We start from the raw sequence: 23,201 nt of genomic DNA, 5'->3' as shown, positions 1-23,201 counted from the left end.
AGCAGGTAATTTCCAATCAGAGAATTCTAGAATCTATCGGATGTTGGGCTGTTAGATGAGGTCGGCCCTTGCGAGGTCGCGCATCAGATGGCTGGCGCCGTAGGTCCAGTGTGGGCAGTCGGGCGACAGCCGCACGCGGTTGACCAGGGCACCGAACTTCTCCGACGAGATGGTGACGATGTCGCCGACCTTGTGGGTAAAGCCCTTGCCTTTTTCGCCGCGATCCTTCGACGGCACGAACATCGTGCCGAGATAGAGCGCCAGCCCGTCCGGATACTGGTGGTGCGGCCCCATGGCGGCGGCGACCAGCTCTTCCGGCGAGCGGCTGATCTCGGCCATCGAACTGGCGCCCTCCAGCGAGAACCCATCCTCACCCTCGACCTTCAACCGTACGATCGCCTGCTTCACGTCGCCGATGGAAAACGCCTCGTCGAACAGCCGGATAAAGGGGCCAAGTGCTGCCGAGGCGTTGTTGTCCTTGGCTTTGCCGAGCAGCAGCGCCGAGCGCCCCTCGACGTCGCGCAGATTGACGTCGTTGCCGATCGTCGCCCCGACAATCCTGCCGCTGCTGGCGGCAATCATGGCGATCTCCGGCTCCGGATTGTTCCATGTCGAAACCGGATGCAGGCCGACATCGGCGCCGAAGCCGACCGAGGCCATCGGCTGGCATTTGGTGAAGATCTCGGCGTCGGGGCCGATGCCGACTTCGAGATATTGCGACCAGGCGCCGCGCGCAATCAGCTTGGCCTTGATCTCCATTGCTTCCGGCGAGCCGGGCTTGAGCTTCGACAGATCGTGGCCGATCAGCCCGGCGATGTCGGCGCGAATGGCGTCGGCCTTTTCCGCCGAACCGCGCGCCTGCTCCTCGATCACCCGTTCGAGCAGGCTGACGACAAAGGTGACGCCAGACGCCTTGATCGCCTGCAGGTCGACGGGGGACAGCAGGTACGGTTTCCCCGGATCGCGCGCTGTCTCGAAACTGTTGGCGGCAATGGCATCGAGCGGGCCGATCGGCCACCCCTTGGCCGAGCGGACGTGGCCCGCCGGATCCGGCAATTCGCAAACGTCGCGTACGGTCGGCGCCACATTTGACGTGATGTCGAAGACCGTGCCGTCACGCACCGTGACCACCAGCGGATGGGAAGCATCGCTCGCCCGGGCGCGGCCTACGAAGAGGCCTTCGGCGGGCAAATGTGTGGCGTTCGTCATGGCTTACATTTCCTGCTTTCTTGTCCTTCGGCCGCGGCACTTTCAACAAATTCCCGCCAAAGGTCTATCCCGCTTGCAGGGGCGAGCTTTGTCAATTCTTTCAACCAGTCTTCGCATCGCTGGACCTTGATCGAGGCTGACGTGCGCCAACGGCGAGGGAAAACGCTCTTTCAAAATAATGAAACCGTCGCTAGGGTTTTCACCTACTGAAATCTCCAGGTGACGCTTGCTCCTACGGTTTTCCGATCCAATCTGGCAGAAGCCGCGGACAGCCACCGCCTTCCAGTCGCTTTTTCCAGCCGGCCAATGCGTCGATGTCGTCATCGTCGGCGGCGGCATTCTGGGTCTGTCAACGGCCTTGCACGCTGCCCGGCTCGGCCTTGCCGTCCAGGTGCTGGAGGGCGGCGAAATCGGCAGCGGCGCGTCCGGTCTGAACGGCGGCCAGGTCATTCCCGGCCTGAAATACGATCCGGACTGGCTGCTGGAGCATTTTGGTCTCGAGCGCGGCGAAGCGCTCGTCAACTTTGCCGCCTCGACGGCGGACGCCGTTTTCGAATTGATCCGCGACGAAAGAATGGCGGTGCCGTTCGTCCGCAATGGCTGGGTCCAGGCCGCGCATACCGAGACCGCGCTGAAAGCGGCGGCGAACCGGGATCGGCAGTGGCGCGCCCGCGGCGCCGATGTCCGGCTGCTGAGCGCGACGGAGATCGCGACGATGACCGGCGCGCAGGGCTATCTCGGCGGCTGGCTCGACCGCCGTGCTGGTGTCATCGATCCGCTCGCCTACACATCGGAACTGGCGCGCGTCGCTGCAGCGGTGGGCGTAAAGATCGCCGAGCGCCAGAACGTGATGCAGATCAGCAAGGATGCTGGCATTTGGCACGTTTCAACCGAAAGCGGCGCCGAACTGAAGGCCAAGGCGGTCGTCCTGGCGACCAACGCCTATACAGGCGGCCTGCTCCCCGGCCTCGCCGAGACGATCGTTCCGCTGCATTCCTTTCAGATCGCGACAGCACCGCTATCGTCCAATCTCGCGGCGGCGATCCTGCCGGACGGGCAGGCGGTTTCGGATTCGCGCCGCATCCTCGTCTATTATCGCAAGAGTGCCGACGGTCGGCTGGTGCTTGGTGGGCGCGGCCGCATGACTTTGCCGAACGGCCCGGCGGACTGGGCGCATCTTGAACGCGCGCTGCTGCGGCTCTACCCGGCGCTGTCCGATGTGGCCATTGAAAAGCGCTGGTTCGGCCGGGTGGCAATGACGCCGGACCATCTCCCGCATATCCACGAGCCAGAGAAGGGTCTGCTGGCGGTCGTCGGTTGCCAGGGCCGCGGCATCGGCCTGATGACCGCGCTTGGCGAGCGCATCGCCTCCTATCTGTCGAGCAGCGACACCAGGCAATTGCCGTTCCCGATATCGCCGATCCGGCCGATCCCGTTTCACGCCTTTCGACAGGTCGGCGTTGCCGCGACCATCGCCTGGTACCGGACGCTGGACGCCTTCGAGCGCTGACGTTCATGCCCAAGTGTGAAACAGCTTGACAGCTTCACGAATATGAAAAAAAGCTTGGTCGATTTCAAATTGTGATGGGCCTCGATGTCGACTATCGCCGCAACGCAGCCGCTGCCGGAAACCCGGTCTTCGCCGGGTTTTCGCTTCGCCATGCTGCTTCCCGGCGGGCTGGTTACCTTTCTACTGATCCTTTTCGCGCTTGGCCTGGTGTTCTTCCTGGCCTTTCGCGGCAATGACGGCTCGCTGCTGGGGGCCGGTTTCACCCTCGCGAACTTCGTCACGGTGGCCACCGATCCGCTGTACTGGACGGTGACATTGCGCTCGCTGGGCATCGCCGGCCTGGTGACGCTGGCAACCGTCGTCACGGCATATCCCGTTGCCTACTACCTGGCTTTCCATGCCGGGCGGCGGCGCGGGCTGCTGCTGTTCCTGCTGACCCTGCCGTTCTGGACCAGCTATCTGCTGCGCGTCTTCGCCTGGAAGATCGTGCTTGCCTATAATGGCGTGCTCAACTCGGCATTGATCGAAAGCGGCATCTGGTCGGAGCCGACATTGGCGTTCTTGAATACGCCGGCAGCGGTCGTCGTTACGCTTGCCCACGCTTATGCCCCGTTCGCCATCCTGCCCATCTATGTGGCGCTGGACACCATCCCGAAATCGCTGCTCGAAGCCGCTTCCGATCTCGGCGCAAAACCGTTCACCAGCTTTCGCCGCGTCGTGCTGCCCAATTCGATGCCTGGCGTGCTGGCGGCGGCCCTCGTCGTCTTCGTGCCGACCGTCGGCGACTATGTCACGCCGGCGCTGGTCGGTGGCCCGGCCAGCACCATGATCGGCACGCTGATCCAGGCCGAGTTCGGCAAGGCCAATGACTGGCCATTCGGCGCCGCACTTGCCGTCGCCGTCATGCTGGTCATTCTCGCCGTGGTGCTGGTGGTGCGCTTCGCCGACCGCCGATACGGCAGCCGCACATGAACACGGCGCGTATCGATGCAAGGCAGGGCGGCGGCTGGCTGGGAGCCTACGTCCTTGCCTATCTGGTGTTCCTGTATCTGCCGATATTGCTGATCTCGCTGTTTTCCTTCAACAATTCGATCCAGGCGGCATTTCCCCTGCAAGGCTTCACACTGGAATGGTATGGCACGCTGGTCGGCAATTCGACGTTGTCCGGTGCGCTTGCCACCAGCCTCGTCATCGGCGCCATTGCCGCCACCGGCGCAACACTCTGCGGCATCACCGTGTCCTATATGGACCTCTACGGCCGCTCGCCGCTGGCCGCAACCATCAGTGCCATAGCCCGGCTGCCGATCCTGATCCCCGGCGTCATCATTGGCATCTCGCTGCTGATCCTGGTCAATCTCGCCGGTTTCGGGCCGTCGCGCATTGCCATTGTGCTCGGCCACATATTGGTGGCGCTGCCGACGACGGTGGTGATCATGAAAAGCCGCTTCGCCGCTATCCCGAAGACCATCCGCGAGGCCGCGCTCGATCTCGGCGCTTCCGACTGGACGACCTTCAGACGGGTGATGCTGCCGCTCAGCCTGCCCGCCATTATTTCGGCGTTCATGCTGGCCTTCCTGACCTCCTTCGACGAGTTCATCGTCGCCTTCTTCCTTGCCGGCACCGAGCCGACGCTGCCGCTTTATATCTGGAGCCAGCTGCGCTTCCCGAAATCGCTACCGACCGTCATGGCGCTCGGCACCGCGATCCTGGCCGTGTCGTTCCTCATCGCCGCACTCGCCGAAATCCTGCGCCATCGCGGGCTTGCTGCCACCCGGCGGTCAGCGCCCGCCGACCTGCCAAAACCACAAGAAACCGAAAGAGGAGAACTGCAATGGCATTCGACCTGAAATCGATAACGGCAAAGACAGCGAAAACCGGACTGGCTGCCTTCGCGCTGGCGCTTGCGTCGACTGTCGCCTTTGCCGGCGACAAGCTGCAATATTTCACCTGGTCGGGCTATGAACTGCCCGACTTCAACGAGAGCTTCCTCGCCGCGCACCCCGATGGTGTCGAAGCCTCGATGTTCGGCGACGACGACGACGCTTTCACCAAGGTCAAGGCCGGCTTCCGCCCCGACATCGCGCACCCCTGCTATGACAAGGTGGCGCGCTGGAACAAGGAAGGCCTGCTGCAGCCGATCGACACCAAGCGCATCAAGAACTGGGATTCGATCTTCCCGGTCTTCAAGAACCTGCCCGACCTGCAGGCCGGCGACGGCAAGGTCTGGATGGTGCCGTGGGACTGGGGCAACACCTCGATCCTCTACCGCACCGATCTGGTGAAGAATCCGGAAGCCAGCTGGAACCTGCTCTGGGACAAGCAATATGCCGGGCGCATGGCGACCATCGACGCCGTCCACGACACTCCGGTGGTGGCGGCCCTTCTTGCCGGCGTCAATCCATTCGACATGACGCCGGAGCAGATGGACAAGGTGGCGGAAAAATTGCGCGAGCAGCGGCCGTTGCTCTCCAACTACACCACTGACATGACCTCCGTCGAGCAGGCGCTGGCGAGCGGCCAGCTGGTCGCCGCAATGACCTGGAACGCCTCGGCCACCTCGCTGAAGAAGCAGGGCGTGCCGGTCGAGTTCATGAAACCGAAGGAAGGCATGCTGACCTGGGCTTGCGGTTTCGTCATGCTCAAGGACGCCAAGAACGTCGACCTTGCCTATGACTTCATCAACAGCCGGCTGGAGACGGATTCCGGAAAATACCTGATCCAGGCCTACGGCTATGGCAGCTCGACCAGCTCGGCTTTCGCGGCCGTGCCGAAGGAGGAGTTGGAGAAACTGCAGCTGCCTTCCGATCCCGAGGTGATGCTGAAGACCACGATCTTCACCGGGCCGATGAAACAGAATGACGAACTCGCCAAGATGTTCGAGAAGGTCAAGGCAGGCGGCTGAGCCTGGTTCTTCCTTCTCCCCTTGTGGGAGAAGGTGTCGCCGAAGGCGACGGATGAGGGGTGTTCCAGAGACACCGACGGCACTCCGGCCAGCCCCTCATCCGTCTCGGCGCTTCGCGCAGATCCACCTTCTCCCACAAGGGGAGAAGGGAAATCTTACCAAACAAGGACGAACGAATGGACATGCTGGACGAAACGGCTGAGAAGCCGAAGGACGACGCCGACGTCAGGGTCGGCCGGCGCGTGCGGGCGCTCAGGCTGGAGCGCAATCTCTCGCTGGCCGAACTTGCCGCCAAAGCCGGCGTGTCGATCGGTGCGCTGAGCCAGATCGAGCGCGGCATGTCGTCATTGCGGGTGCGCGTGATCTGGCCGCTTGCCGCCGCCCTCGACATCGAGCCGTCGGCGCTCATCGTTGACGGCAACGATGTCGGCAACGACCTCTATTGCGTGCGCGCCAACAGCCGGCGTCAGATCCCGGTCAAGTCGGAAGGCATCGCCAAGGCGCTGCTGTCGCCGCCGGCCGCCACGCTGACTGGCATGCTGGTGACGGTGGAAGCCGGTGGCGGCACCGCCGAAGCCTACGCCCATGCCGGCCATGAATTCGGCTTCGTCCTGTCGGGCGAGGTCGAGCTGGTGGTCGATTCGACCAGATACGGGCTGAAGACCGGCGACAGCTTCGCCTTCAAGAGCACGTTGCTGCATGCCTTCCGCAATCCGGGCAGTGAGCGCTGCCAGATCCTGTGGGTCAACACCACCAAACCGTCCGAGGTTCGCGATGGCGCCTGATCCGCTCGTCCGGCTGGACAAGGTCTCCAAGATTTTCCCCGGCGGCATCGTCGGGCTCGACACCGTCGATCTCGACATTTCGCGCGGCGAGTTCCTAACCCTGCTCGGACCGTCCGGCTGCGGCAAGACCACCAGCCTGCGGGTCATTGCCGGCTTCGAGAGCCCGTCGAGCGGTAGGGTCCTGCTCGAAGGGCGCGACATCACGGCGCTCAGGCCCTTCGACCGCCCGGTCAACACCGTATTCCAGGACTACGCGCTGTTCCCGCACATGAACGTCGCCGAAAATGTCGGCTTCGGCCTGTCGCTGCGCAAGCTCTCCGGTGCCGAACAGGCAAAGCGCGTCGGCGCAGCGCTCGACATGGTCGGCCTTGCCGAAAAGCTCGGCGCCCGCGTGTCCGAATTGTCGGGTGGCCAGCGCCAGCGCGTCGCGCTTGCCCGCGCCATCGTCTGCGAGCCGCGTGTGCTGCTGCTCGATGAGCCGCTATCGGCGCTCGATGCGCATCTGCGCGAGCAAATGCAGGTCGAATTGAAGCGGCTGCAGTCACGGCTTGGCACCACTTTCGTCATGGTCACGCACGACCAGACCGAGGCGCTGTCGATCTCTGACCGCATCGTCGTCATGAACAAGGGCCGCATAGAGCAGATTGCGCCGCCGGCGACCCTTTACGACCGGCCCGCCACCAAGTTCGTCGCCAGCTTCATTGGTACCATGAACCTTTTGCAGTCGCGCTTTGTCGGCCGTGACGGCGAGCGCTTGCGGTTCATCGCCGGCGCTCTGCCGCTGGAAGCGATTTCGGAAAAAGGCGAGCTGCCTGGCGAGGGCACGGTGCGCACCATCGGCGTGCGTCCGGAGGACCTTTTGGCCACGACCGAGGCCGCGGCCGGTACTGCACCGGTGCGGGTGAACAGCATCGTCTTTCACGGCCGCACCTTGCGCCTTCATGCAGAGCTCGGGCAGGGGACACAGGTGGTGATCGACGCACCACGCCGGACAGAGGGTTTTCAATTCAGCGTCGGCGACGTGGCGCATATCAGCCTGCGCCGCGGCGCCAACTGCCCTATGCTGCCCAGCTAGTCTGACTCATTTCCAGAAAACCGGAGCACGGCCCATGAGCAATCATCTCAATTTTTTCATCGGCGGCAAATGGGTCGGCCCCGTGGTTCGGCAACGCTGGATGTGATCGATCCGTCCACTGAAGAGGCCTACACCAAAATCTCGGTCGGCTCGAAAGCCGATGTCGACAAGGCCGTGGCGGCAGCCAAGGCGGCATTCCCGGCCTTCTCGCAAACCAGCAAGACCGAGCGCCTGAAGCTACTGAAGCGCATCCTCGAAGTCTACAATGAGCGCTACGAGGACATCGCCCAGGCGGTCAGCCAGGAAATGGGTGCGCCGATCAGGTGGGCGCGCGAGGCGCAAGCCTGGGCGGGCAGGGCGCATATGGAAGCTACCATCAAGGCGCTTGAGGATTACGAATTCAGCGAGAAGCGCGGCACCACCATGGTGGTCAAGGAGCCGATCGGCGTCTGCGCGCTGATTACACCGTGGAACTGGCCGCTCAACCAGATAGTCTGCAAGGTGGCGCCGGCCATCGCCGCCGGCTGCACCGTCGTTTTAAAGCCTTCCGAAATCGCGCCGATCAGCGGCATCATCTTTTCCGAGGTGATGGACGCCGCCGGCACGCCGAAGGGCGTCTACAATATGGTGAATGGCACCGGTCCGGATGTCGGCCAGGTCATGGCCGGCCATCCCGATGTCGACATGGTCTCGTTCACCGGGTCGACCCGGGCTGGCATCATCGTCGCCAAGACGGCGGCCGAGACCGTCAAGCGCGTCGCGCAGGAGCTGGGCGGCAAATCGGCCAACATCGTGCTGCCCGACGCCGACTTCGAGACGGCGGTGCGCAAGGGTGTCAACGCCTGCTTCGGCAATAGCGGCCAGTCCTGCGATGCGCCGACCCGCATGCTGGTGCCGGCCGCCCGTCACGACGAGGCGCTGACCATCGCCAAGAAGGCCGCCGAACGGCACAAGGTCGGCGACCCACGCTCCGAGGAGACCAAGCTCGGGCCGGTGGTCAGCAACATCCAGTTCGACAAGATCCAGCGGTTGATCGAGGCAGGTATCGCCGAGGGCGCGACGCTGGTCACCGGCGGCCCCGGCCGGCCGGAGCACCTCAACCGTGGCTACTATGTGCGGCCGACCGTTTTCGGCCACGTCAGGCCCGGCATGACCATCGAGAAGGAGGAGATCTTCGGGCCGGTCCTGTCGGTCATCTCCTATGATGACGATGATGATGCGGTGAAGATCGCTAACGACACCGTCTATGGGCTGGCCGCCTATGTGCAGTCCCGGGATATCGAACACGCCCGCAACATTGCCAGCCGGCTGCGTGCCGGGCAGGTCTCGATCAACTATCCGGAATGGGACACGTTCGCGCCCTTCGGCGGCTACAAGCAGTCCGGCAACGGCCGCGAATACGCCGACTGGGCGATCCACGATTTCCTCGAGATCAAGGGCATCATCGGATACGGCGCCTGAGCCTCGACATTGGCATTACGCAAGTCGAGTTTATTGCAATGGTTGGTGCCTTCGGCACCGGCGTTCGCTTGAACGGCCATGACGATTCCATGGCCGCAATGTGAGTGCGAAGCAGGGTCGCCTCAGATCGTCTTGACGTAGCCGGCCAACTGATCCGCCACCGTGCCCCAGCCGTCGTAGAAGCCCATCTCCTCGTGGCTGTTGCGCGTGGCTTCGTCGCGGTGGATGGCGGTGGCGGTGTAGCGCGTCGCCTCGCCCTGCGATTGCAGCGATATGACCGCTGTAATGAATGGATCGCCTGACGGCCGGTAGCCTGGCAGCAGCGCATCGGTCCACACCAGCCGCTCGTTCTGGACGATCTCGAGGTAGCAGCAACGCCTGTCGTTGATCTCCTTGCCGTCGGGCGACTGCATGCGGGTGCGGAACAGGCCGCCGGGCCGCAGGTCGATCTCGCAATCGGTGATGATCCACGGCTTCGGCGTGAACCATTGTCGGACATGCTCGGGCTTCGTCAAGGCCGTCCACAGCAGTTCCCGTGGCGCCTCGATCGTCCGTTCGAGCACGAGGTCGAGCTTCGGATCGGGCTGGAACAACGGCACCATATTCATCTGTCTGTCTCCTTGAGTTTCAGCACGTAATCGTCGAACTGGTCGAGACGGCGCTCCCACAGCGCACGCTGCTCGGACAGCCAGTTTTCCGCGAGCTTTAGCGGCTCCGGCGCAAGCCGGTAGGTCCTGACGCGGCCTGCCTTCTCCGAATGCACCAGCCCGCAGCCTTCCAGAACCCTGAGATGCTCGATGAAGGATGGCAGGGCCATCTCGAACGGCTGCGCAAGCTCGCTGACCGAGGCGGGGCTTCGGTTCAGTCGCTCGACCACGCGTCGCCGGGTCGGATCGGCGAGCGCCCGGAAAACGCCGTCGATCGGCTGGGGGCTTTCGGTCTGCAGGCTCGTCATGGTCGTTTCCTTGCCTCGGCCATTCCGCGTGACAGAGTTGGCTTAGAAAACACTTAGGGAAATTCCTTACTATTGGCAAGCGCGAAAATCGCAGATGCCCGGCGAGGCCGCTGGAAAACCGAGAGGCGCGGTTTTAGGGTGCCGTCAGATTCGACTGGTCCGAGGACGCGTTTTGACGATCACCATGTACGGCATCACCAATTGCGATACGGTCAAGAAGGCGCGTGTCTGGCTGGCGAGTCATGATGTTGCCTATCGCTTTTACGACTACAGGGCAGACGGGCTTGACGCGGATCGGCTGAACGGCTGGTCAGGCAAGGTCGGCTGGGAAATCCTGCTCAACAAGGCGAGCACAACGTTCCGTGAACTGTCGGAGGAGGACAGACTGGGCCTGGACGAGAACAAGGCCAAGGCGCTGATGCTGGCCAAACCAACGATGATAAAGCGACCGGTGCTGGAAATCGGCGACAGGATTCTCGTTGGCTTCAAGCCTGATGTTTATCAGCAGGCGGTGAGTGGGAAATAGGACCGACCCGCCGCGATCCGTCGCGCCCCCCTCTGTCCTGCCGGACATCTCCCCCTCAAGTGGGGAGATTGGCAGCTTCGCCGAAAGCGCCCTTCGTTGGAGACCAGCGAAAGCCGAAGTGACATCCAATCTCCCCACTAGAGGGGGAGATGGCCGGCAGGCCAGAGGGGGGCGCTGTCCCGCCGGCGTGACTAATTGATCCCACGCAAATAGCTCGCCAGTGCCACCGCATTATTGTGGGCCTCGTCATGGGCGCCGTAGAGCAGCGTCACCCGGCCTTTGCCCAGCAGAGCGCGCAGTTCCGCCACCGCCTCGCCGTTCCGGTCGAGCTCATCGCGGTATCGCCGCTGGAACTCCGCCCAGCGCGCCGGCTCATGGCCGAACCATTTGCGCAACCCATCGCTTGGCGCGATGTCCTTCAGCCATAGCGCCAGTGCCGCGTCCTCTTTGCGGACGCCGCGCGGCCATATGCGATCCAACAGCACCCGCTGCCCGTCATCGGGCGACGGCGGCTCATAGATGCGCTTGACCGCGAGCTCCATTGCCAACTCCGCATGGGCCAGCAGGCGACGCTGCTTGCCGGCTTTCGCTTACAGATCCCCGGCCTAAACCCACTCGCCCTTGCGCATCACCGGCACGCGGCTGCCGTCCTTATGGACGCCGTCTATGTCGATCTTGTCCGAGCCGATCATCCAGTCGATGTGGATGAAACTCTTGTTGCCGCCGCGCGCCGCGATCTCGTCCTGGCTGAGCGAGGCCCCGTCGACGAAGCACTTCGAATAGCACTGGCCGAGCGCGATGTGGCAGGCGGCGTTCTCGTCGAACAGCGTGTTGAAAAACAAGAGCCCGCTCTTTGCGATCGGCGAGGAATGCGGCACCAGCGCCACCTCGCCGAGACGGCGCGAGCCTTCGTCGGTATCCAGCACCTTTTGCAGCACATCCTCGCCCTTCGTGGCCTTGGCCTCGACGATACGGCCCGCCTCGAAACGCACCGCAATGCCGTCGATCAGAGTACCCTGATAGGACAGCGGCTTGGTGCTGGTGACATGACCCTCGACGCGCCTTGCATGCGGCGTGGTGAAAACCTCTTCGGTCGGGATGTTGGGGTTGCAGGTGATGCCGTTCTTGGCGGTCGAGGCGCCGCCCATCCACTCGTGGCCATCGGCCAGCCCGACGGTCAGGTCGGTGCCGGGGCCGGTGAAATGCAGTGCGTGGAAATTGTGGCCGTTCAGCCATTCGGTGCGGCTCTTCAACGCCGCATTGTGCGCCGTCCAATTGCCGATCGGGTCTTCGACATCCACCCGCGAGGCGGCAAAGATGGCGTCGGCAAGCTTGGCCACGGCGACGTCTTCGGCGTCGTCCGAGAAAACCTGCTTGGCCCAGGCCTGATCGGGATAGGCGACGATGTTCCAGTTGATGTCGAAACCGGTGATCTTCTCCAGCGCCGGCTGGTAGGCCATCGAATTCGCCTTGTTGGCACGCGCTACCTTTGCCGGGTCCTGCGCCGAAAGCAGCGACGGATCCTCACCGCGCACGGCAAGCCTCGCCGCATTGTTGGCGAAGGCTTTTGCCATGCCTTCATAGAGCCAGCCGGCGGCGCGGTCGAAACCGGCGTCGGCGCCGTAGCGGAAGCGTGCCAGAGTGATCTCGTCGTCGTTGAAGATCGGCGTCACCAGGCCGGCACCTGCCTTGTAGGCGTGCTCGACGATCCGCCGCGTCAAAGGCAGCGCTGCAATAGACGAGGTCAGCACCAGATCCTGCCCCGGCTGCAATTGCAGCCCGACCTTGACGGCGACCTCCGCCAGCCTGTCGAGCTTCACCGGGTCGATGGTTGCGGAAACGCCGCGCGAATGTGTGGTCATGATCCTGCCTGCCGTGATTGGGGACTGTTTCTTACATAGACCGGCGCTACCGACCTTTCCACCGTGATGATGCCGGCAGTCTTAGCTGGCACTCTCGAGCGACCTGAACTGCGCCATCGTCGCCTCGATCTCTTCGCGCACCCAGATCTTGAAATCCCTGACCTTGCGGCTTTCGCTCTTACTGGCCGAGGTCACCAGCCAATAGCCGAGCCCGCTCTGGGCGCGTATGCCGAACGGCGCAACGAGACGGCCGTCGGCCAGCGCGTCGGCGGCTAGCAACTGCCAGCCGAGCATGACGCCGTGCCCGGCAATCGCCGATTCCAGGCACAGCATCGGATCGGTGAAGCGCGCGCCTTTCATGAAGGTGACCGGCTTCACCCCGGCCGCTTCGAACCAGCTCTCCCAACTGATCATCGATCTTTCGTCGGTGATCGCACAGGTCAAAGCAAGGTCCTCGATCGATTTCAGCTTGCTGGCGATCACCGGTGCACAGACCGGAAACACCTCCTGCGCCAGCAGCAATTCGGCCCGCCCGCCGGGCCATTTGCCGTCGCCGAGCCGGATGGCGACGTCGATGTCCGAACGATCGAGATCGGCAAGCCGCACCGAGGCATCGATGCGCAGGAGCACGTTCGGATGCCGGGCAAAATGCCGCGACAGCCGCGGCAGCAGCCATTTCGAGGCGAAAGCCGGCGCCACCGAAACCACCAGCGTGCACTCCGAGCTTTCATCGGCAAGCGCTACCGCCTGTGCGAGCTCGCGAAATCCGGCGCTGAGCCGCGCGGTAAAGACCGTGCCGAACTCCGTCGCCACCAGGCCAGCTGGCGTTCGTTCGAACAGCGCCCGGCCGAGCTGCTTTTCTGTCCGGTTGATCTGCTGGCTGACGGCGCTGACAGAGACGTTGAGCTCGCCGGCCGCCGCTGCGAGCGAGCCCAGGCGGGCGACGGCTTCGACGGCGCGCAAGCCGTTGAGATGGACGCGGTTCAGCATAGCCATACAGTTTTTCTAAACTCGAACGGCTGAAATCTCAATTGCCAGACACTCCCGGATGCCGGATTCTAAGTGGGTTACTCAGAGTGAGGAGGCAAACCTGATGAAGATTTTATCATGGCTCAGCGCCTTTTCCCCGATCGGAACGCAGCCACACTGGCATGACAGCGAGGCCACCAGCTGGGTGACCGATCCGCTGTCGCATCCGGTGCTCGACACCATGTCGGAGCGCGAACTCGCCGACATGCCGTTCAGGCTGACCGCGCGTCGTACCCGCTTCGAGACGGCATCGACCTGCTGCGGCTGAGTTCCTGAACGAGGATCGTGCTTGGCACCTCAGGCGAGCCGGCCGCCGACGTGGCTGCGCAACCCTTCTGGCCCAACAAAAGGCGGATTGTCTCACCGGCAGGCGCACCTATGGTGCACCGCGATGAACATCGCTTCACCCTTGCGCCTGGCAATCGCCGGCATGATTGCCCTGGCCGTCGCCATGGGCATCGGCCGCTTCGTCTATACGCCGATCCTGCCCGGCATGATGGAAGAGCTCGGCCTGTCGCCGGCTGATGCCGGCTGGATCGCATCGGCCAATTATCTCGGCTACCTCGTCGGCGCACTTGCCGCCACCGGCGGCTGGGCGCAAGGCCGCGAGCGCCAGCTGATGCTGGCCGGCCTTGCCGCCACCGCAATCCTCGCCGGCCTGATGGGCCTGACCGGCACCATGCCCGCCTTTCTCCTCATCCGCTTTCTTGCCGGCGTTGCAAGCGCCTTTGTCCTGGTCTTCATGACCAGCATCGTTTTCGGTCATCTCGCCGCGGCCGGGCGAAACGACCTGCAGGCGCTGTATTTCGGCGGTGTCGGCCTCGGCATCGCAGCGTCCTCGGCGCTGTTGGCGCTCCTCGTCACCGAACATGCCGGCTGGGCCGCGGGCTGGCTGTGGTCCGCGGTGATTTCGGCCTGCGGCTTTGCCGCCGTCGCCTTGCTGGCCGGCGGCACCTCGGCCGCGAACAGCACCACAGGGAGCGAGCCGGCATTGCCGAAAAACCGGTCGCTGGTGAAGATCATTATCGCCTACGGCCTGTTCGGCTTCGGCTACATCGTCACGGCAACGTTCCTGGTCGCCATCGTCCGCCAGGGCGGCGGCGGCCGCGTCTTCGAGGCGGTGGTCTGGATGGTCACGGGACTTGCCGGTTTTCCCTCGGTCTGGCTGTGGCAGAAGCTCGCGGCCAGGATCGGGCTCTATGCCACCTACGCCTTGGGGTGCCTGGTCGAGGTAGTCGGCGTCAGCGCCAGTGTCGTCATGGGCGGGCGCACCGGGCCGCTGCTCGGTGGCCTTCTCGTCGGCGGCACCTTCATCGCCATCACCGCGCTTGGCCTGCAGACGGGCAGGCAGCTTGCTCCGCAATCACCACGTCGGATGCTGGCGATCATGACTGCCGCCTTCGGCCTTGGCCAGATCATCGGCCCGATCGTCGCCGGGCTGCTTGCGCAGGCCTCGGGTAACTTTTTCCTTGCCTCGATCGTGGCCGCCGCCGTCCTGCTGGCCTCGGGTGCGATCGCCTGGTCGGCTGCGCCAAAATCGCCATGATTATGGTCTTGCTCGACACCGGGCGTCGGGTAGCGGGCATTTTCTTTCCCACTAATGTGTGACTTTATGCGCGCTGAACCCGCTGATTTGCGCATCGACCGAGGATTTTCCCACAGTGTTTGTATCGTTTTTTCCGCAGCCGAAGCTCTTCTTCTCTTCGGTAGCCGTCTGGAGCCTTGCCGCTATCCTGTTCTGGTTTTTCGGTGGCGAACAGCTGGGCGCTGTGTTCGGCTTGCCGCCGGCTGCGGCTGATGCACCGCCCATTATCGGTATCACCGTACTCTGGTCGAACCCGTTTCTGTGGTTCTATCTCTATTTCGCTTTTTGCGTTGCCGTCTTCTATGCATTCTGGAGCTGGTATGCACCGCATCCGTGGCAAAACTGGTCGATATTGATCAGCGCGGTCATCCTGTTCCTCATCTACTTCAATGTGCAGGTCAGTGTAGCGGTCAACGCCTGGTACGGCCCTTTTTATGACTATATCCAGGGACTTATGTCGGGGACTATCAAGTCGACCGCCGGAGAGTTTTATGCCGGGCTAGGCAGTTTCGCTTGGCTTGCGCTGGTCGGGATGAACGTGCAGGTGGTCAACGCCTTCATTGTCAGTCACTGGATTTTCCGCTGGCGAACGGCGATGAACAATTACTTCATTGAGAACTGGAGCAGGCTTCGCCACATCGAAGGCGCCTCTCAGCGTATCCAGGAAGATACGATGCGGTTCTCGCAGATCATGGAGGATCTGGGCTCCAGCTTTGTCCAGTCGATCATGACCTTGATTGCATTCCTGCCGGTGATGATTCAACTGCAGAGCCACATTAGCGAATTGCCGATCGTCGGTGCCATCCCGCAGCCATTGGTCTTTGCCGCGCTTGCCTGGTGCCTGTTCGGAACGATTTCGGTCATGGTTGCAGGTCTGAAGCTGCCTGGGTTGCAGTTTCGCAACCAACGTGTCGAGGCTGCCTATCGCAAGGAACTTGTCTACGGCGAGGATCATGCGGACAGGGCCCAACCGGCAACCACTTCGGAGTTGTTCGCCAACGTTCGTCACAACTACTTCAGACTGTATTTTCACTATATCTATTTTAATGTGGTCCGTTACACCTATCTGCAAGCCGACGGTATCTTCTCAATGTTGATCCTGGGGCCGTCCTTTGTGGCTCATAAGATAAGTTTCGGGGCGTTTAGCCAGATTTCCAACGCGTTCGGCCGAGTGACCGGATCGCTCCAGTTCCTGCTCACATCCTGGTCGACCATCGTTGAATTGCAGTCGGTGCACAAGCGCCTGCGCGCCTTCGAGGCGACGCTGGAAGGGGAACCGCTGCCTGAAATCGACCAGCGCTATCTGGAACGTGAGCAAGCCGGCTTGCGCCCTGAGGACCAGCCGGTAAGCTGATGATGGCGGGCGGCGATCACTTGGGCTCAGCCGCCCACCGCCGCCTGCCGTTCGCCTCGCCGCGAAACATAGTCGCGAAAGCTGATACACTCGACTTGTTTCATCACGCAGACCTCGCCGGCAAAGCGTTCCAGCGCGTTCCAGTAGGCGCCGTCGTTCATCAGCGTGAAGTGGAAGCCGAGCTCAAGCGGGATGCGCTTGCCATGGTATTGCGCATCGAAGGCGGCGCGAAAGGCTTGATAGGTCCGCTCAGTGAACTCTTCCGCCATGCTCGGCCGCTCGAAGCCGCCGGAATGCCTGACATAGAGATTGTAGTCCATGGCGATCACCCGCCTTGAGCTCGGCCCTTCCGGGATCTGCGGCAGCGAAAAGCGGGTGACGCCCTTGACGGTCGGCGGCTCGACCGGCCCACGCGAGACGCCGCTTGCGTCGAGCAGGAAGCCGGCCGCGGGCAGCGCCTCGTAGAGCGCCTTGTTTGCCGACAGGTAGGGCGCGCGAAACCCGACCACCGATTTACGTGCGAAATCGCGCCAGCCCTTCGGTTCAGGAGCAATGCCGTTGATCGAATAGGCGTTTTCGAGAATACGCTTGAATGAGCCGAACTCGCTCAGCCAGTCGGCCTTGCTCCAGTCCTTGCCGTCGAAATGGCCGCAGCCATGGCTGCCGATATCGTGGCCTTCCGAGGCGGCGAGGTTGATCTGCTCGAGCCGGTCGGCGACTTCCTGTCTGGAGGCGGCGAAGCCGATATTCGATTTGCCCTCTGTCTTGCCTGGCGCGGTGTATTGCTTGCGTGTCTCGGGCGACAGCAGAAACACGCAGGAGACGAAATAGGTGAAATGCGCACCTGTGCGCGCGGCCAGCGCCCGGCTGCGCTGCCACTGCGAAATGTCGCGGGCGCTGTCGAACGAGATGATGACGACCTGTTTCGGTTTTGCCGGCGCCGCCGGCGGGTCGGCAAAAGCCGTGCCCGCCGCAAGCGACGCGATCGAAAACGCAATAACGCGGGACAAACGGGGCAAAGGCATCTGACTGGATTGCGGAACGTAGAAGCACCGCCTACCGGCGAAATATGGCACAGGTACGATCGACCTGTGCGGCCGCCTTTGGCGGCGACTGCCTCGTGAATAGGCGATTTTCCTGCCGAACCCCTTCCATGCCGGCAAAATTTCGCTAAAACGCGGGCTCATCAACCGCCCCGGCCGGGGCATGAATGGTTTTGATCCATGTCGGACGACAGTTTTATCCGCGAAGTCAACGAAGAGATTCGTCGCGACCAGGCGCATGCGCTGTGGGACCGTTTCGGGCCCGCCTTGCTCGTGCTGGCCGTGCTGGTGGTGCTCGGCACTGCTGCCGTCGTCGGCTACCGCTATTGGGACGAGACCCGCGCCAACCGCTCGGGCGACGCCTTCTCGCAGGCGCTCAAGCTCGCCAATGACGGCAAGAACGACGAGGCGCTTGCCGCTCTGGAGGCGTTGGAGAAGGACGGCTACGGCGCCTATCCGCTGCTCGCCCGCATGCGCGCGGCAACCGTCAAGGCGGACAAGGGCGACGTCGACGCCGCCGTCAAGGATTTCGACGAGGTCGCCGCCGACACCAAGATCCCCTCCGGCATTCGCGACATGGCGCGCCTCAGGGCCGCTCTGCTTCTGGTCGATCACGGCTCTTTCGCCGATGTCTCCAGCCGCGTCGAGGCGCTCACCGCCGACACCAACACGCTTCGCCATACGGCGCGCGAAGCGCTTGGCCTTGCTGCCTGGAAGGAAGGCAAGGCGGCGGATGCATTGAAGCTGTTCGACCAGATCGCCGCGGATGACGGCGCCCCGCGCAACACGCGCGAGCGGGCGACGTTGATGTCCGAGCTGATCCGCGGCTCGGGCGGCGTGTCGTGATATTCCATGACCTTCAAAGTCGCCATCATCGGCCGGCCTAACGTCGGCAAATCGACCCTTTTCAATCGGCTGGTGGGAAGGAAGCTGGCGCTTGTCGACGATACGCCGGGCGTCACCCGCGATCGACGCGTCCATGCCGCAAAACTCTACGACCTGCATTTCGACGTCATCGACACCGCCGGCTTCGAGGATGCGGCCGCCTCGACATTGCCCGGCCGCATGCGTGCCCAGACCGAGATCGCCATCCGCGAAGCCGACCTGATCTTTTTCACGATCGACGCCAAGTCCGGGCTGATGCCCGACGACAAGACCTTCGCCGAGATAGTGCGCAAGTCCGGCAAGCCGGTTGTTGTCGTTGCCAACAAGGCCGAGGCGCGCGGCGCCCAGGGCGGCATGCTGGAGGCCTGGGAACTCGGCCTTGGCGAGCCGATCCCGGTCTCGGCCGAACACGGCCAGGGCCTGCCCGATCTGCGCGACGCGGTGATCGCAGCACTTGGCGAGGCGCGCGCCTTCGGTGAGGACGAAGAGGCCGGTGAGGAGGAGATCGCCGCCAGCGAGGTGCTGATCGGCGAGGACATCACCGATCCTGACGCCGAGCCGAGCTATGACGACACCAAGCCGATGCGTATCGCCGTCGTCGGCCGCCCCAACGCCGGCAAGTCGACGCTGATCAACGCGCTGATCGGCGAGGAGCGACTGTTGACCGGCCCCGAGGCCGGCATTACCCGCGATTCCATCTCGGTCGACTGGGACTGGCATGGCCGCCGCCTAAAACTGTTCGATACCGCCGGCATGCGCCGCAAGGCCAGGATCCACGAAAAGCTCGAAGTGATGTCGGTGCAGGACGGCTTGCGCGCCATCCGCTTTGCCGAGATCGTCATCATCGTGCTCGACGCGACCATTCCCTTCGAGAAGCAGGATCTGCAGATCGCCGATCTGATCATCCGCGAGGGCCGTGCCCCGGTGATCGCCTTCAACAAATGGGACCTTGTCGATCATCCCCAGGAGCTGCTGGCCGAGCTGCGCGAGAAAACCGAGCGGCTTCTGCCGCAGGCGCGCGGCATGCAGGCGGTGCCGGTGTCGGCCGAAACCGGGCGTGGCCTCGACAAGCTGATGGATGCTGTCATCAGGACGCATCGAGTTTGGAACAGCCGTGTCTCGACCGGCAAGCTCAACCGCTGGCTGGAGGGCATCCTGGCGCATCATCCGCCGCCCGCCGTCGCCGGGCGCAGGCTGAAGATCAAATATGTCACGCAGGCCAAGACGCGGCCGCCGGGCTTCGTCGTCTCCTGCTCACGCCCCGATGCGATGCCGCAATCCTACGTTCGCTATCTCTCGAACAGCCTGCGCGAGGCTTTCGACATGCCCGGCGTGCCGATCCGCATCGCCTTGCGCACCTCGGACAACCCGTTCGCCGGCAGGGCGAAGAAGCGCCACTGAGCTGCACGTCTTCTGGGCGCCGGCATCACGCTACGCTCCGCAGGCCGCTCGCTCACGGGCAGCGCCTGCACGTTTTCGGGTAGGCGATTCCACCGCCACCTGCAGCAGGATGTCGGCAAGTCGCGCCGCCACCGGGTCTGGCTCGGCCTTCCTTGCGATGCGGAACAGCCCCATCTCAGGCAGTGCCGGCAGCCCGGCGATCTGCGGCGTCATCGCCCCGACGGTAGCCAGCGCGGGTGGGGGCAGCCTCTGCACTAATGGGCGGTGTAAGCTCCGTCCACCAGATGGTAGCTCCCAGTGATAAAGCTGGCCTGGTCGGACAACAGGAAGCACACAAGAGCCGCTACCTCTTCCGGTTTCCCGCGCCTGCCCATCGGCTGAAGACCCGCCATGCGCCGGCTGGCTAATGCCTCCATTTGCTCCGATAAAAGAGGCGTTTCGATCCAGCCGGGGCCGACGACATTGATCCGGATGCCCATCCTCGCATATTCAATCGCCGCAACCTTGGTTAATCCGACGACCCCGTGTTTCGCTGCCGTGTAAGCGGACGCAGTTGGCAAGCCGACGGAACCGAGAACGGAGGATATGTTCACGATGGCGCCTCCGCCTCGATGCAGCATCGCGGCGATTTCGTACTTCATGCTGTAGAAAACGCCATTTAGATTGACGTTTATCAGCTTGTGCCAGTTGTCGAGCGGATAGTCTGCCGTTGCTTTTCGAACGCCGTCGATACCTGCATTGTTTACCGCCATATCCAGTCCGCCGCATTTCTGGACAGTGAACTCGATCAGCTTTTCCACGGCTGCCGCATCCGTGACATCTACCGCAAAGTCGTAGGCCCTGCCGCCTTGCGAGCTTATTTCTGCGGCTCTGCAGTGCGCTGCCTCGGCATCAAGGTCGGCGACAACAACCTCGGCTCCTTCTTGCGCGAGTTGCCGTGAAACAGCCGCCCCTATTCCGGAGCCTGCGCCGGTCACAATCGCGACTTTACCATGGAAGTCAGGCTTCATCGTCTCTGTCCTATGCCCATTTTGACATACCCGAACAGAGGCAGCTGGTTGTCGCAAGAAGTTTCGCTTCAGTTCGCTTGTCAATCCTGTGAATTCATTTTGCCACCACACAGCGAGACTTGGCCCGCAGCCCTTGGAATGGTAGAGACGAGGGCGGCGGTAGATGACCAGTTTCCTAGCAGGTACAAATGGAAGAACACCACATTGCGCGCCGGGGGCTCGTGCTGGGTAGTCTGGCTCTGATGGTCTCCGGATGTACGTCGATTTCATCCGCGTTCGGACCAAGGCGTGGCCTGAATCCTCGTTACCGACGGCAGCATGTGCGGTACGACGGAAACGAGCCGGCCGGAACGATCGTCGTCGATACTTCGCAACGTTTTCTCTATGCCGTCGAGACGGACGGGTGGGCGACGCGCTACGGCGTTGGCGTCGGCGAGCAGGGACTTTCGTTCAAGGGTACAGCGACCGTCGGCCGCAAGGCGGACTGGCCGTCGTGGACACCCACCGCCAGCATGATGCAGCGCAAGCCGCGCCTGGTGCAGTATGCAGGGGGGGTCCCTGGCGGACCAAACAACCCGCTTGGTGCGCGTGCCCTTTATCTCTATCAAGACGGGCGCGACACCCACTTCCGGATACATGGTACAAACGAGCCATGGACGATAGGCACAGCGGTATCGAACGGGTGCATCCGTATGATAAATGACGACGTCATTGACCTCTACGACCGTACTCCTTTGGGCACGACGGTGGTGGTTGTTTGATGGTGGGCAGGCCTGATCTCCGTTGGATGGTGAACCCTGCCAGCACGTCACCGCAAAGGTACCGCCAGCAACCGGGTGCCAACTGTGTCATTTCTGCACTAGGCGTTGGTGTAGATCGCAGCTAACTTGGTGGCGCTGCATATCGTTTTAGTTGTGGCGATTCTATAGGCTATTCCGTCCCCGGGGAAAGGATTGCTTGATGAACAGGATATTGATTGCAATGGTTGCTGTGCTCGCCGTTGCCAGCCTGAGCGGCTGCGCGAATGGCATGATCGGCAAAGGAAAGGGTAAGGCTCCGGCCCCCGCTCCGGTAGAGGAACCAGTGATTAAGTAAGGACCGGCTTGTATGGGGAAGGGGTGCCAAGCCCTTCCCCATACATACGCAGCCGGGGCTTTGGCCGGCTTCATAGCCTACGGCGCGGTTGGCGGGCATAGGCTGTTATTAGGTCTGTGCTTTGTGAAGTTCGGGAATGGACGCGCCAATGACGCTTGTAAATAGCCGTCTCTTGCTTGTGGCGTTGGTGGCCCTCCCGGCAGCGGCATGTCAGACGAAAGATCTGCCGCCCCAGCCGAATTTCGTATCTTCTGCCGATGGCGGAGCTGCGCCTCAAAACAAGGACGGGCGGTACTTCATCGAATTCCGCTCCCGCTACGCGCTAAGCTACGGCCACACCTACGCAGTTTTTGGGCGCCTGGACCGGGCCGGGAGAATGATCGATCCCCAAGTCGCCGGCCTTCACCCGGCTTCGAACAGTGCGGTTCCCTATGTTCTGGGCCATGTCGTGCCGGTGCCAGCCGAAACCGGGTGGAGCGACGGTGATCTGGAAGAACCATACAGATCCGCAAGCTGGCAAATCATATTGACCCGGGCCGAATACGACAAAGTCGTTGCCTACATCCGCAAGCTGCAGGCGAGCTCGCATGTCTGGCAGGCGACGGTCTTGAACTGCAACGGCTTCGTGGCTGACATCGCGCGTTCCATGGGATATAAGACTCCCGCCATTCAGCTCCGGCCGCAACAATTCATAACCGAGCTTCGGGAGATGAATACATAACCAAGATTCGAGGGATGAATGGGACCGAATGCGATCGGTACTGCCCCTCCGGCTTTCGCGTCTGCGGACTAACTCGGAGAGGATCGCTGCGCCTGAAGGTCGGCCGGTGACGAAATCGAGGCGATGGGTGAAGTGGCCATACTCAGGGGCAGCTGCTACAGTCGCGATCGCAGAAAGGGCGCTGGTGACCTGAAGTGAGCATTGCGGCAGCCTCACTTGGCGAGGTCATCTGGGTGATCGGCATCGTTGCTTGGTACGTGATCCGGTATCCCTTCGAGCGCCGGGCAAGGCGCGTGCGAATTGTAACTGGCTACCGCTCACGTTCCGACATCGTCGGGCTTGCATCTGCTCTGTTTGGCCTCGCAATCCTGCCTGCCTTCTATGTTGTCACCGGCATGCCCGCAGCGGCTGACCACCCGGCCAGCGCGTGGGCCGTGGCTCTCGGCACAATCATCTTCTGCTCCGCGCTATGGGTTTTTCGCAGGTCCCACAAGGAACTTGGCCGTAACTGGTCGATTACGCTGGAGATCCGCGAACGGCATGAACTCATCTGCGCCGGACCATACGCTTTGGTCCGCCACCCGATGTATACCTCGTTCCTGCTCATGGGCCTCGGCCAGCTCTTTCTGCTGCCGAACTGGGTTGCGGGCATATCGGGTTTGATTGGGTTCGCAGTCCTTTTCCTGCTGAGAGTGGACGAGGAAGAGCGTATGATGCTGGAGAATTTCGGCCCGCAATACCGTGCCTATATGGAAAAGACCAAGCGAATATTCCCTTATCTTTATTAGAGGTA

The 23,201-nt window shown here is 62.6% G+C and carries 25 protein-coding genes and 1 pseudogene; 17 read left to right on the top strand and 9 right to left on the bottom strand.

The annotated features are described in order from the left end of the window. Window positions 1–51: 51 nt before the first annotated feature. Window positions 52–1,209: a fumarylacetoacetate hydrolase family protein gene (locus tag NKI19_RS08080; RefSeq protein WP_352489537.1), complete on the bottom strand. Its 1,158-nt coding sequence runs from the start codon at window positions 1,207–1,209 to the stop codon at window positions 52–54. Window positions 1,210–1,435: 226 nt separating this feature from the next. On the opposite strand from NKI19_RS08080, the gene NKI19_RS08075 reads away from it, so the two are divergent. The 7 genes and pseudogenes from NKI19_RS08075 (at window position 1,436) to NKI19_RS08045 (ending at window position 8,942) form a co-directional block, all read left to right on the top strand. Next, window positions 1,436–2,719 (top strand): NAD(P)/FAD-dependent oxidoreductase, encoded by a 1,284-nt coding sequence (locus NKI19_RS08075; RefSeq protein ID WP_352564769.1) that lies wholly within the window; start codon window positions 1,436–1,438, stop codon window positions 2,717–2,719. 84 nt (window positions 2,720–2,803) lie between these two features. Then, complete coding sequence (locus NKI19_RS08070; protein ID WP_352564767.1) at window positions 2,804–3,691, top strand: ABC transporter permease; 888 nt, start codon at window positions 2,804–2,806, stop codon at window positions 3,689–3,691. Next, a complete protein-coding gene (locus tag NKI19_RS08065; RefSeq protein WP_352564765.1) occupies window positions 3,688–4,566 on the top strand; it encodes an ABC transporter permease in 879 nt (292 codons plus the stop codon). The genes NKI19_RS08070 and NKI19_RS08065 overlap by 4 nt, the downstream gene beginning before the upstream one ends. Further along, on the top strand, window positions 4,551–5,621 hold the full coding sequence (locus tag NKI19_RS08060; RefSeq protein ID WP_352489540.1) for an ABC transporter substrate-binding protein: 1,071 nt from the start codon (window positions 4,551–4,553) through the stop codon (window positions 5,619–5,621). Before NKI19_RS08065 ends, NKI19_RS08060 begins: the two co-directional genes overlap by 16 nt. A gap of 176 nt (window positions 5,622–5,797) precedes the next feature. Then, window positions 5,798–6,406: a cupin domain-containing protein gene (locus tag NKI19_RS08055; RefSeq protein WP_352489541.1), complete on the top strand. Its 609-nt coding sequence runs from the start codon at window positions 5,798–5,800 to the stop codon at window positions 6,404–6,406. Further along, entirely contained in the window at window positions 6,396–7,481 is a 1,086-nt protein-coding gene (locus NKI19_RS08050; RefSeq protein WP_352564763.1) for an ABC transporter ATP-binding protein, read from the top strand. The genes NKI19_RS08055 and NKI19_RS08050 overlap by 11 nt, the downstream gene beginning before the upstream one ends. 34 nt (window positions 7,482–7,515) lie before the next feature. Continuing rightward, window positions 7,516–8,942 (top strand): annotated as a pseudogene (locus tag NKI19_RS08045) (aldehyde dehydrogenase family protein). 122 nt (window positions 8,943–9,064) lie between these two features. On the opposite strand, the gene NKI19_RS08040 reads toward NKI19_RS08045, so the two are convergent. Together NKI19_RS08040 and NKI19_RS08035 are read right to left on the bottom strand one after the other, a co-directional pair. Beyond that, the gene (locus NKI19_RS08040; protein ID WP_502899250.1) at window positions 9,065–9,550 is read right to left on the bottom strand and encodes an SRPBCC family protein; all 486 of its coding nucleotides are present in this window, start codon (window positions 9,548–9,550) and stop codon (window positions 9,065–9,067) included. Continuing rightward, the gene (locus tag NKI19_RS08035) at window positions 9,547–9,897 is read right to left on the bottom strand and encodes an ArsR/SmtB family transcription factor (RefSeq protein ID WP_352489544.1); all 351 of its coding nucleotides are present in this window, start codon (window positions 9,895–9,897) and stop codon (window positions 9,547–9,549) included. Before NKI19_RS08035 ends, NKI19_RS08040 begins: the two co-directional genes overlap by 4 nt. Before the next feature lie 184 nt (window positions 9,898–10,081). On the opposite strand from NKI19_RS08035, the gene NKI19_RS08030 reads away from it, so the two are divergent. After that, entirely contained in the window at window positions 10,082–10,423 is a 342-nt protein-coding gene (locus NKI19_RS08030) for an ArsC family reductase (protein WP_352489545.1), read from the top strand. Between the two features lie 191 nt (window positions 10,424–10,614). On the opposite strand, the gene NKI19_RS08025 is transcribed toward NKI19_RS08030, so the two are convergent. The 3 genes from NKI19_RS08025 to NKI19_RS08015 all read right to left on the bottom strand — a co-directional run bounded on the left by NKI19_RS08025 (window position 10,615) and on the right by NKI19_RS08015 (window position 13,281). Next, window positions 10,615–10,971 carry a DUF488 domain-containing protein gene (locus NKI19_RS08025; RefSeq protein ID WP_352489546.1) on the bottom strand — a complete coding sequence of 119 codons (357 nt, stop codon included), beginning with the start codon at window positions 10,969–10,971 and terminating at the stop codon, window positions 10,615–10,617. Window positions 10,972–11,028: 57 nt separating this feature from the next. After that, window positions 11,029–12,285, bottom strand: coding sequence for an aminopeptidase (locus NKI19_RS08020; protein ID WP_352489547.1), 1,257 nt, complete (start codon window positions 12,283–12,285; stop codon window positions 11,029–11,031). Between the two features lie 81 nt (window positions 12,286–12,366). Further along, window positions 12,367–13,281 carry a LysR substrate-binding domain-containing protein gene (locus tag NKI19_RS08015; RefSeq protein WP_352489548.1) on the bottom strand — a complete coding sequence of 305 codons (915 nt, stop codon included), beginning with the start codon at window positions 13,279–13,281 and terminating at the stop codon, window positions 12,367–12,369. Window positions 13,282–13,378: 97 nt separating this feature from the next. On the opposite strand from NKI19_RS08015, the gene NKI19_RS08010 reads away from it, so the two are divergent. From NKI19_RS08010 to sbmA, 3 genes are all read left to right on the top strand, one after another. After that, the gene (locus NKI19_RS08010) at window positions 13,379–13,582 is read left to right on the top strand and encodes a hypothetical protein (protein ID WP_352489549.1); all 204 of its coding nucleotides are present in this window, start codon (window positions 13,379–13,381) and stop codon (window positions 13,580–13,582) included. Between the two features lie 123 nt (window positions 13,583–13,705). Beyond that, complete coding sequence (locus NKI19_RS08005) at window positions 13,706–14,860, top strand: YbfB/YjiJ family MFS transporter (protein WP_352489550.1); 1,155 nt, start codon at window positions 13,706–13,708, stop codon at window positions 14,858–14,860. A 115-nt stretch (window positions 14,861–14,975) separates the two neighbouring features. Further along, entirely contained in the window at window positions 14,976–16,253 is a 1,278-nt protein-coding gene (gene sbmA / locus NKI19_RS08000; protein ID WP_352489551.1) for a peptide antibiotic transporter SbmA, read from the top strand. Window positions 16,254–16,279: 26 nt separating this feature from the next. On the opposite strand, the gene NKI19_RS07995 is transcribed toward sbmA, so the two are convergent. Next, window positions 16,280–17,272, bottom strand: coding sequence for a polysaccharide deacetylase family protein (locus tag NKI19_RS07995; protein WP_352489748.1), 993 nt, complete (start codon window positions 17,270–17,272; stop codon window positions 16,280–16,282). 204 nt (window positions 17,273–17,476) lie between these two features. On the opposite strand from NKI19_RS07995, the gene NKI19_RS07990 reads away from it, so the two are divergent. Continuing rightward, a complete protein-coding gene (locus tag NKI19_RS07990) occupies window positions 17,477–18,142 on the top strand; it encodes a tetratricopeptide repeat protein (RefSeq protein WP_023674063.1) in 666 nt (221 codons plus the stop codon). A 6-nt stretch (window positions 18,143–18,148) separates the two neighbouring features. Then, window positions 18,149–19,582, top strand: coding sequence for a ribosome biogenesis GTPase Der (gene der / locus NKI19_RS07985; protein WP_352489552.1), 1,434 nt, complete (start codon window positions 18,149–18,151; stop codon window positions 19,580–19,582). Between the two features lie 30 nt (window positions 19,583–19,612). On the opposite strand, the gene NKI19_RS07980 is transcribed toward der, so the two are convergent. After that, window positions 19,613–19,795: a hypothetical protein gene (locus tag NKI19_RS07980; RefSeq protein WP_352489553.1), complete on the bottom strand. Its 183-nt coding sequence runs from the start codon at window positions 19,793–19,795 to the stop codon at window positions 19,613–19,615. 41 nt (window positions 19,796–19,836) lie between these two features. Next, complete coding sequence (locus NKI19_RS07975; protein ID WP_352489554.1) at window positions 19,837–20,592, bottom strand: SDR family NAD(P)-dependent oxidoreductase; 756 nt, start codon at window positions 20,590–20,592, stop codon at window positions 19,837–19,839. Between the two features lie 188 nt (window positions 20,593–20,780). On the opposite strand from NKI19_RS07975, the gene NKI19_RS07970 reads away from it, so the two are divergent. The 4 genes from NKI19_RS07970 (at window position 20,781) to NKI19_RS07955 (ending at window position 23,196) form a co-directional block, all read left to right on the top strand. Next, a complete protein-coding gene (locus tag NKI19_RS07970) occupies window positions 20,781–21,353 on the top strand; it encodes a L,D-transpeptidase (RefSeq protein ID WP_352489555.1) in 573 nt (190 codons plus the stop codon). Window positions 21,354–21,552: 199 nt separating this feature from the next. Then, window positions 21,553–21,687, top strand: coding sequence for an ABC transporter (locus tag NKI19_RS07965; protein ID WP_352489556.1), 135 nt, complete (start codon window positions 21,553–21,555; stop codon window positions 21,685–21,687). A 148-nt stretch (window positions 21,688–21,835) separates the two neighbouring features. Next, window positions 21,836–22,408: a hypothetical protein gene (locus tag NKI19_RS07960; protein WP_352489557.1), complete on the top strand. Its 573-nt coding sequence runs from the start codon at window positions 21,836–21,838 to the stop codon at window positions 22,406–22,408. A gap of 200 nt (window positions 22,409–22,608) precedes the next feature. Beyond that, window positions 22,609–23,196 (top strand): protein-S-isoprenylcysteine O-methyltransferase, encoded by a 588-nt coding sequence (locus tag NKI19_RS07955; protein WP_352489749.1) that lies wholly within the window; start codon window positions 22,609–22,611, stop codon window positions 23,194–23,196. Window positions 23,197–23,201: the final 5 nt, after the last annotated feature.

The organism is Mesorhizobium sp. M0751, from assembly GCF_040320265.1.
Classification (GTDB): domain Bacteria; phylum Pseudomonadota; class Alphaproteobacteria; order Rhizobiales; family Rhizobiaceae; genus Mesorhizobium.
This window is presented reverse-complemented; position numbering and strand designations above follow the sequence as displayed.

What these genes read in the sequence shown, in the direction of transcription:
- NKI19_RS08010 (WP_352489549.1), top strand. Translation starts at nt 13,379, where the DNA reads ATGAAGATTTTATCATGGCTCAGCGCCTTTTCCCCGATCGGAACGCAG.
- NKI19_RS08055 (WP_352489541.1), top strand. Translation starts at nt 5,798, where the DNA reads ATGGACATGCTGGACGAAACGGCTGAGAAGCCGAAGGACGACGCCGAC.
- NKI19_RS08015 (WP_352489548.1), bottom strand. Translation starts at nt 13,281, where the DNA reads ATGGCTATGCTGAACCGCGTCCATCTCAACGGCTTGCGCGCCGTCGAA.
- NKI19_RS08040 (WP_502899250.1), bottom strand. Translation starts at nt 9,550, where the DNA reads ATGAATATGGTGCCGTTGTTCCAGCCCGATCCGAAGCTCGACCTCGTG.
- NKI19_RS07980 (WP_352489553.1), bottom strand. Translation starts at nt 19,795, where the DNA reads ATGACGCCGCAGATCGCCGGGCTGCCGGCACTGCCTGAGATGGGGCTG.
- NKI19_RS08020 (WP_352489547.1), bottom strand. Translation starts at nt 12,285, where the DNA reads ATGACCACACATTCGCGCGGCGTTTCCGCAACCATCGACCCGGTGAAG.
- NKI19_RS08050 (WP_352564763.1), top strand. Translation starts at nt 6,396, where the DNA reads ATGGCGCCTGATCCGCTCGTCCGGCTGGACAAGGTCTCCAAGATTTTC.
- NKI19_RS07960 (WP_352489557.1), top strand. Translation starts at nt 21,836, where the DNA reads ATGACGCTTGTAAATAGCCGTCTCTTGCTTGTGGCGTTGGTGGCCCTC.
- NKI19_RS08080 (WP_352489537.1), bottom strand. Translation starts at nt 1,209, where the DNA reads ATGACGAACGCCACACATTTGCCCGCCGAAGGCCTCTTCGTAGGCCGC.
- NKI19_RS07990 (WP_023674063.1), top strand. Translation starts at nt 17,477, where the DNA reads ATGTCGGACGACAGTTTTATCCGCGAAGTCAACGAAGAGATTCGTCGC.
- NKI19_RS08030 (WP_352489545.1), top strand. Translation starts at nt 10,082, where the DNA reads ATGTACGGCATCACCAATTGCGATACGGTCAAGAAGGCGCGTGTCTGG.
- NKI19_RS08065 (WP_352564765.1), top strand. Translation starts at nt 3,688, where the DNA reads ATGAACACGGCGCGTATCGATGCAAGGCAGGGCGGCGGCTGGCTGGGA.
- NKI19_RS08035 (WP_352489544.1), bottom strand. Translation starts at nt 9,897, where the DNA reads ATGACGAGCCTGCAGACCGAAAGCCCCCAGCCGATCGACGGCGTTTTC.
- der (WP_352489552.1), top strand. Translation starts at nt 18,149, where the DNA reads ATGACCTTCAAAGTCGCCATCATCGGCCGGCCTAACGTCGGCAAATCG.
- NKI19_RS07970 (WP_352489555.1), top strand. Translation starts at nt 20,781, where the DNA reads ATGGAAGAACACCACATTGCGCGCCGGGGGCTCGTGCTGGGTAGTCTG.
- NKI19_RS08060 (WP_352489540.1), top strand. Translation starts at nt 4,551, where the DNA reads ATGGCATTCGACCTGAAATCGATAACGGCAAAGACAGCGAAAACCGGA.
- NKI19_RS07965 (WP_352489556.1), top strand. Translation starts at nt 21,553, where the DNA reads ATGAACAGGATATTGATTGCAATGGTTGCTGTGCTCGCCGTTGCCAGC.
- NKI19_RS08070 (WP_352564767.1), top strand. Translation starts at nt 2,804, where the DNA reads ATGTCGACTATCGCCGCAACGCAGCCGCTGCCGGAAACCCGGTCTTCG.
- NKI19_RS08005 (WP_352489550.1), top strand. Translation starts at nt 13,706, where the DNA reads ATGAACATCGCTTCACCCTTGCGCCTGGCAATCGCCGGCATGATTGCC.
- NKI19_RS07975 (WP_352489554.1), bottom strand. Translation starts at nt 20,592, where the DNA reads ATGAAGCCTGACTTCCATGGTAAAGTCGCGATTGTGACCGGCGCAGGC.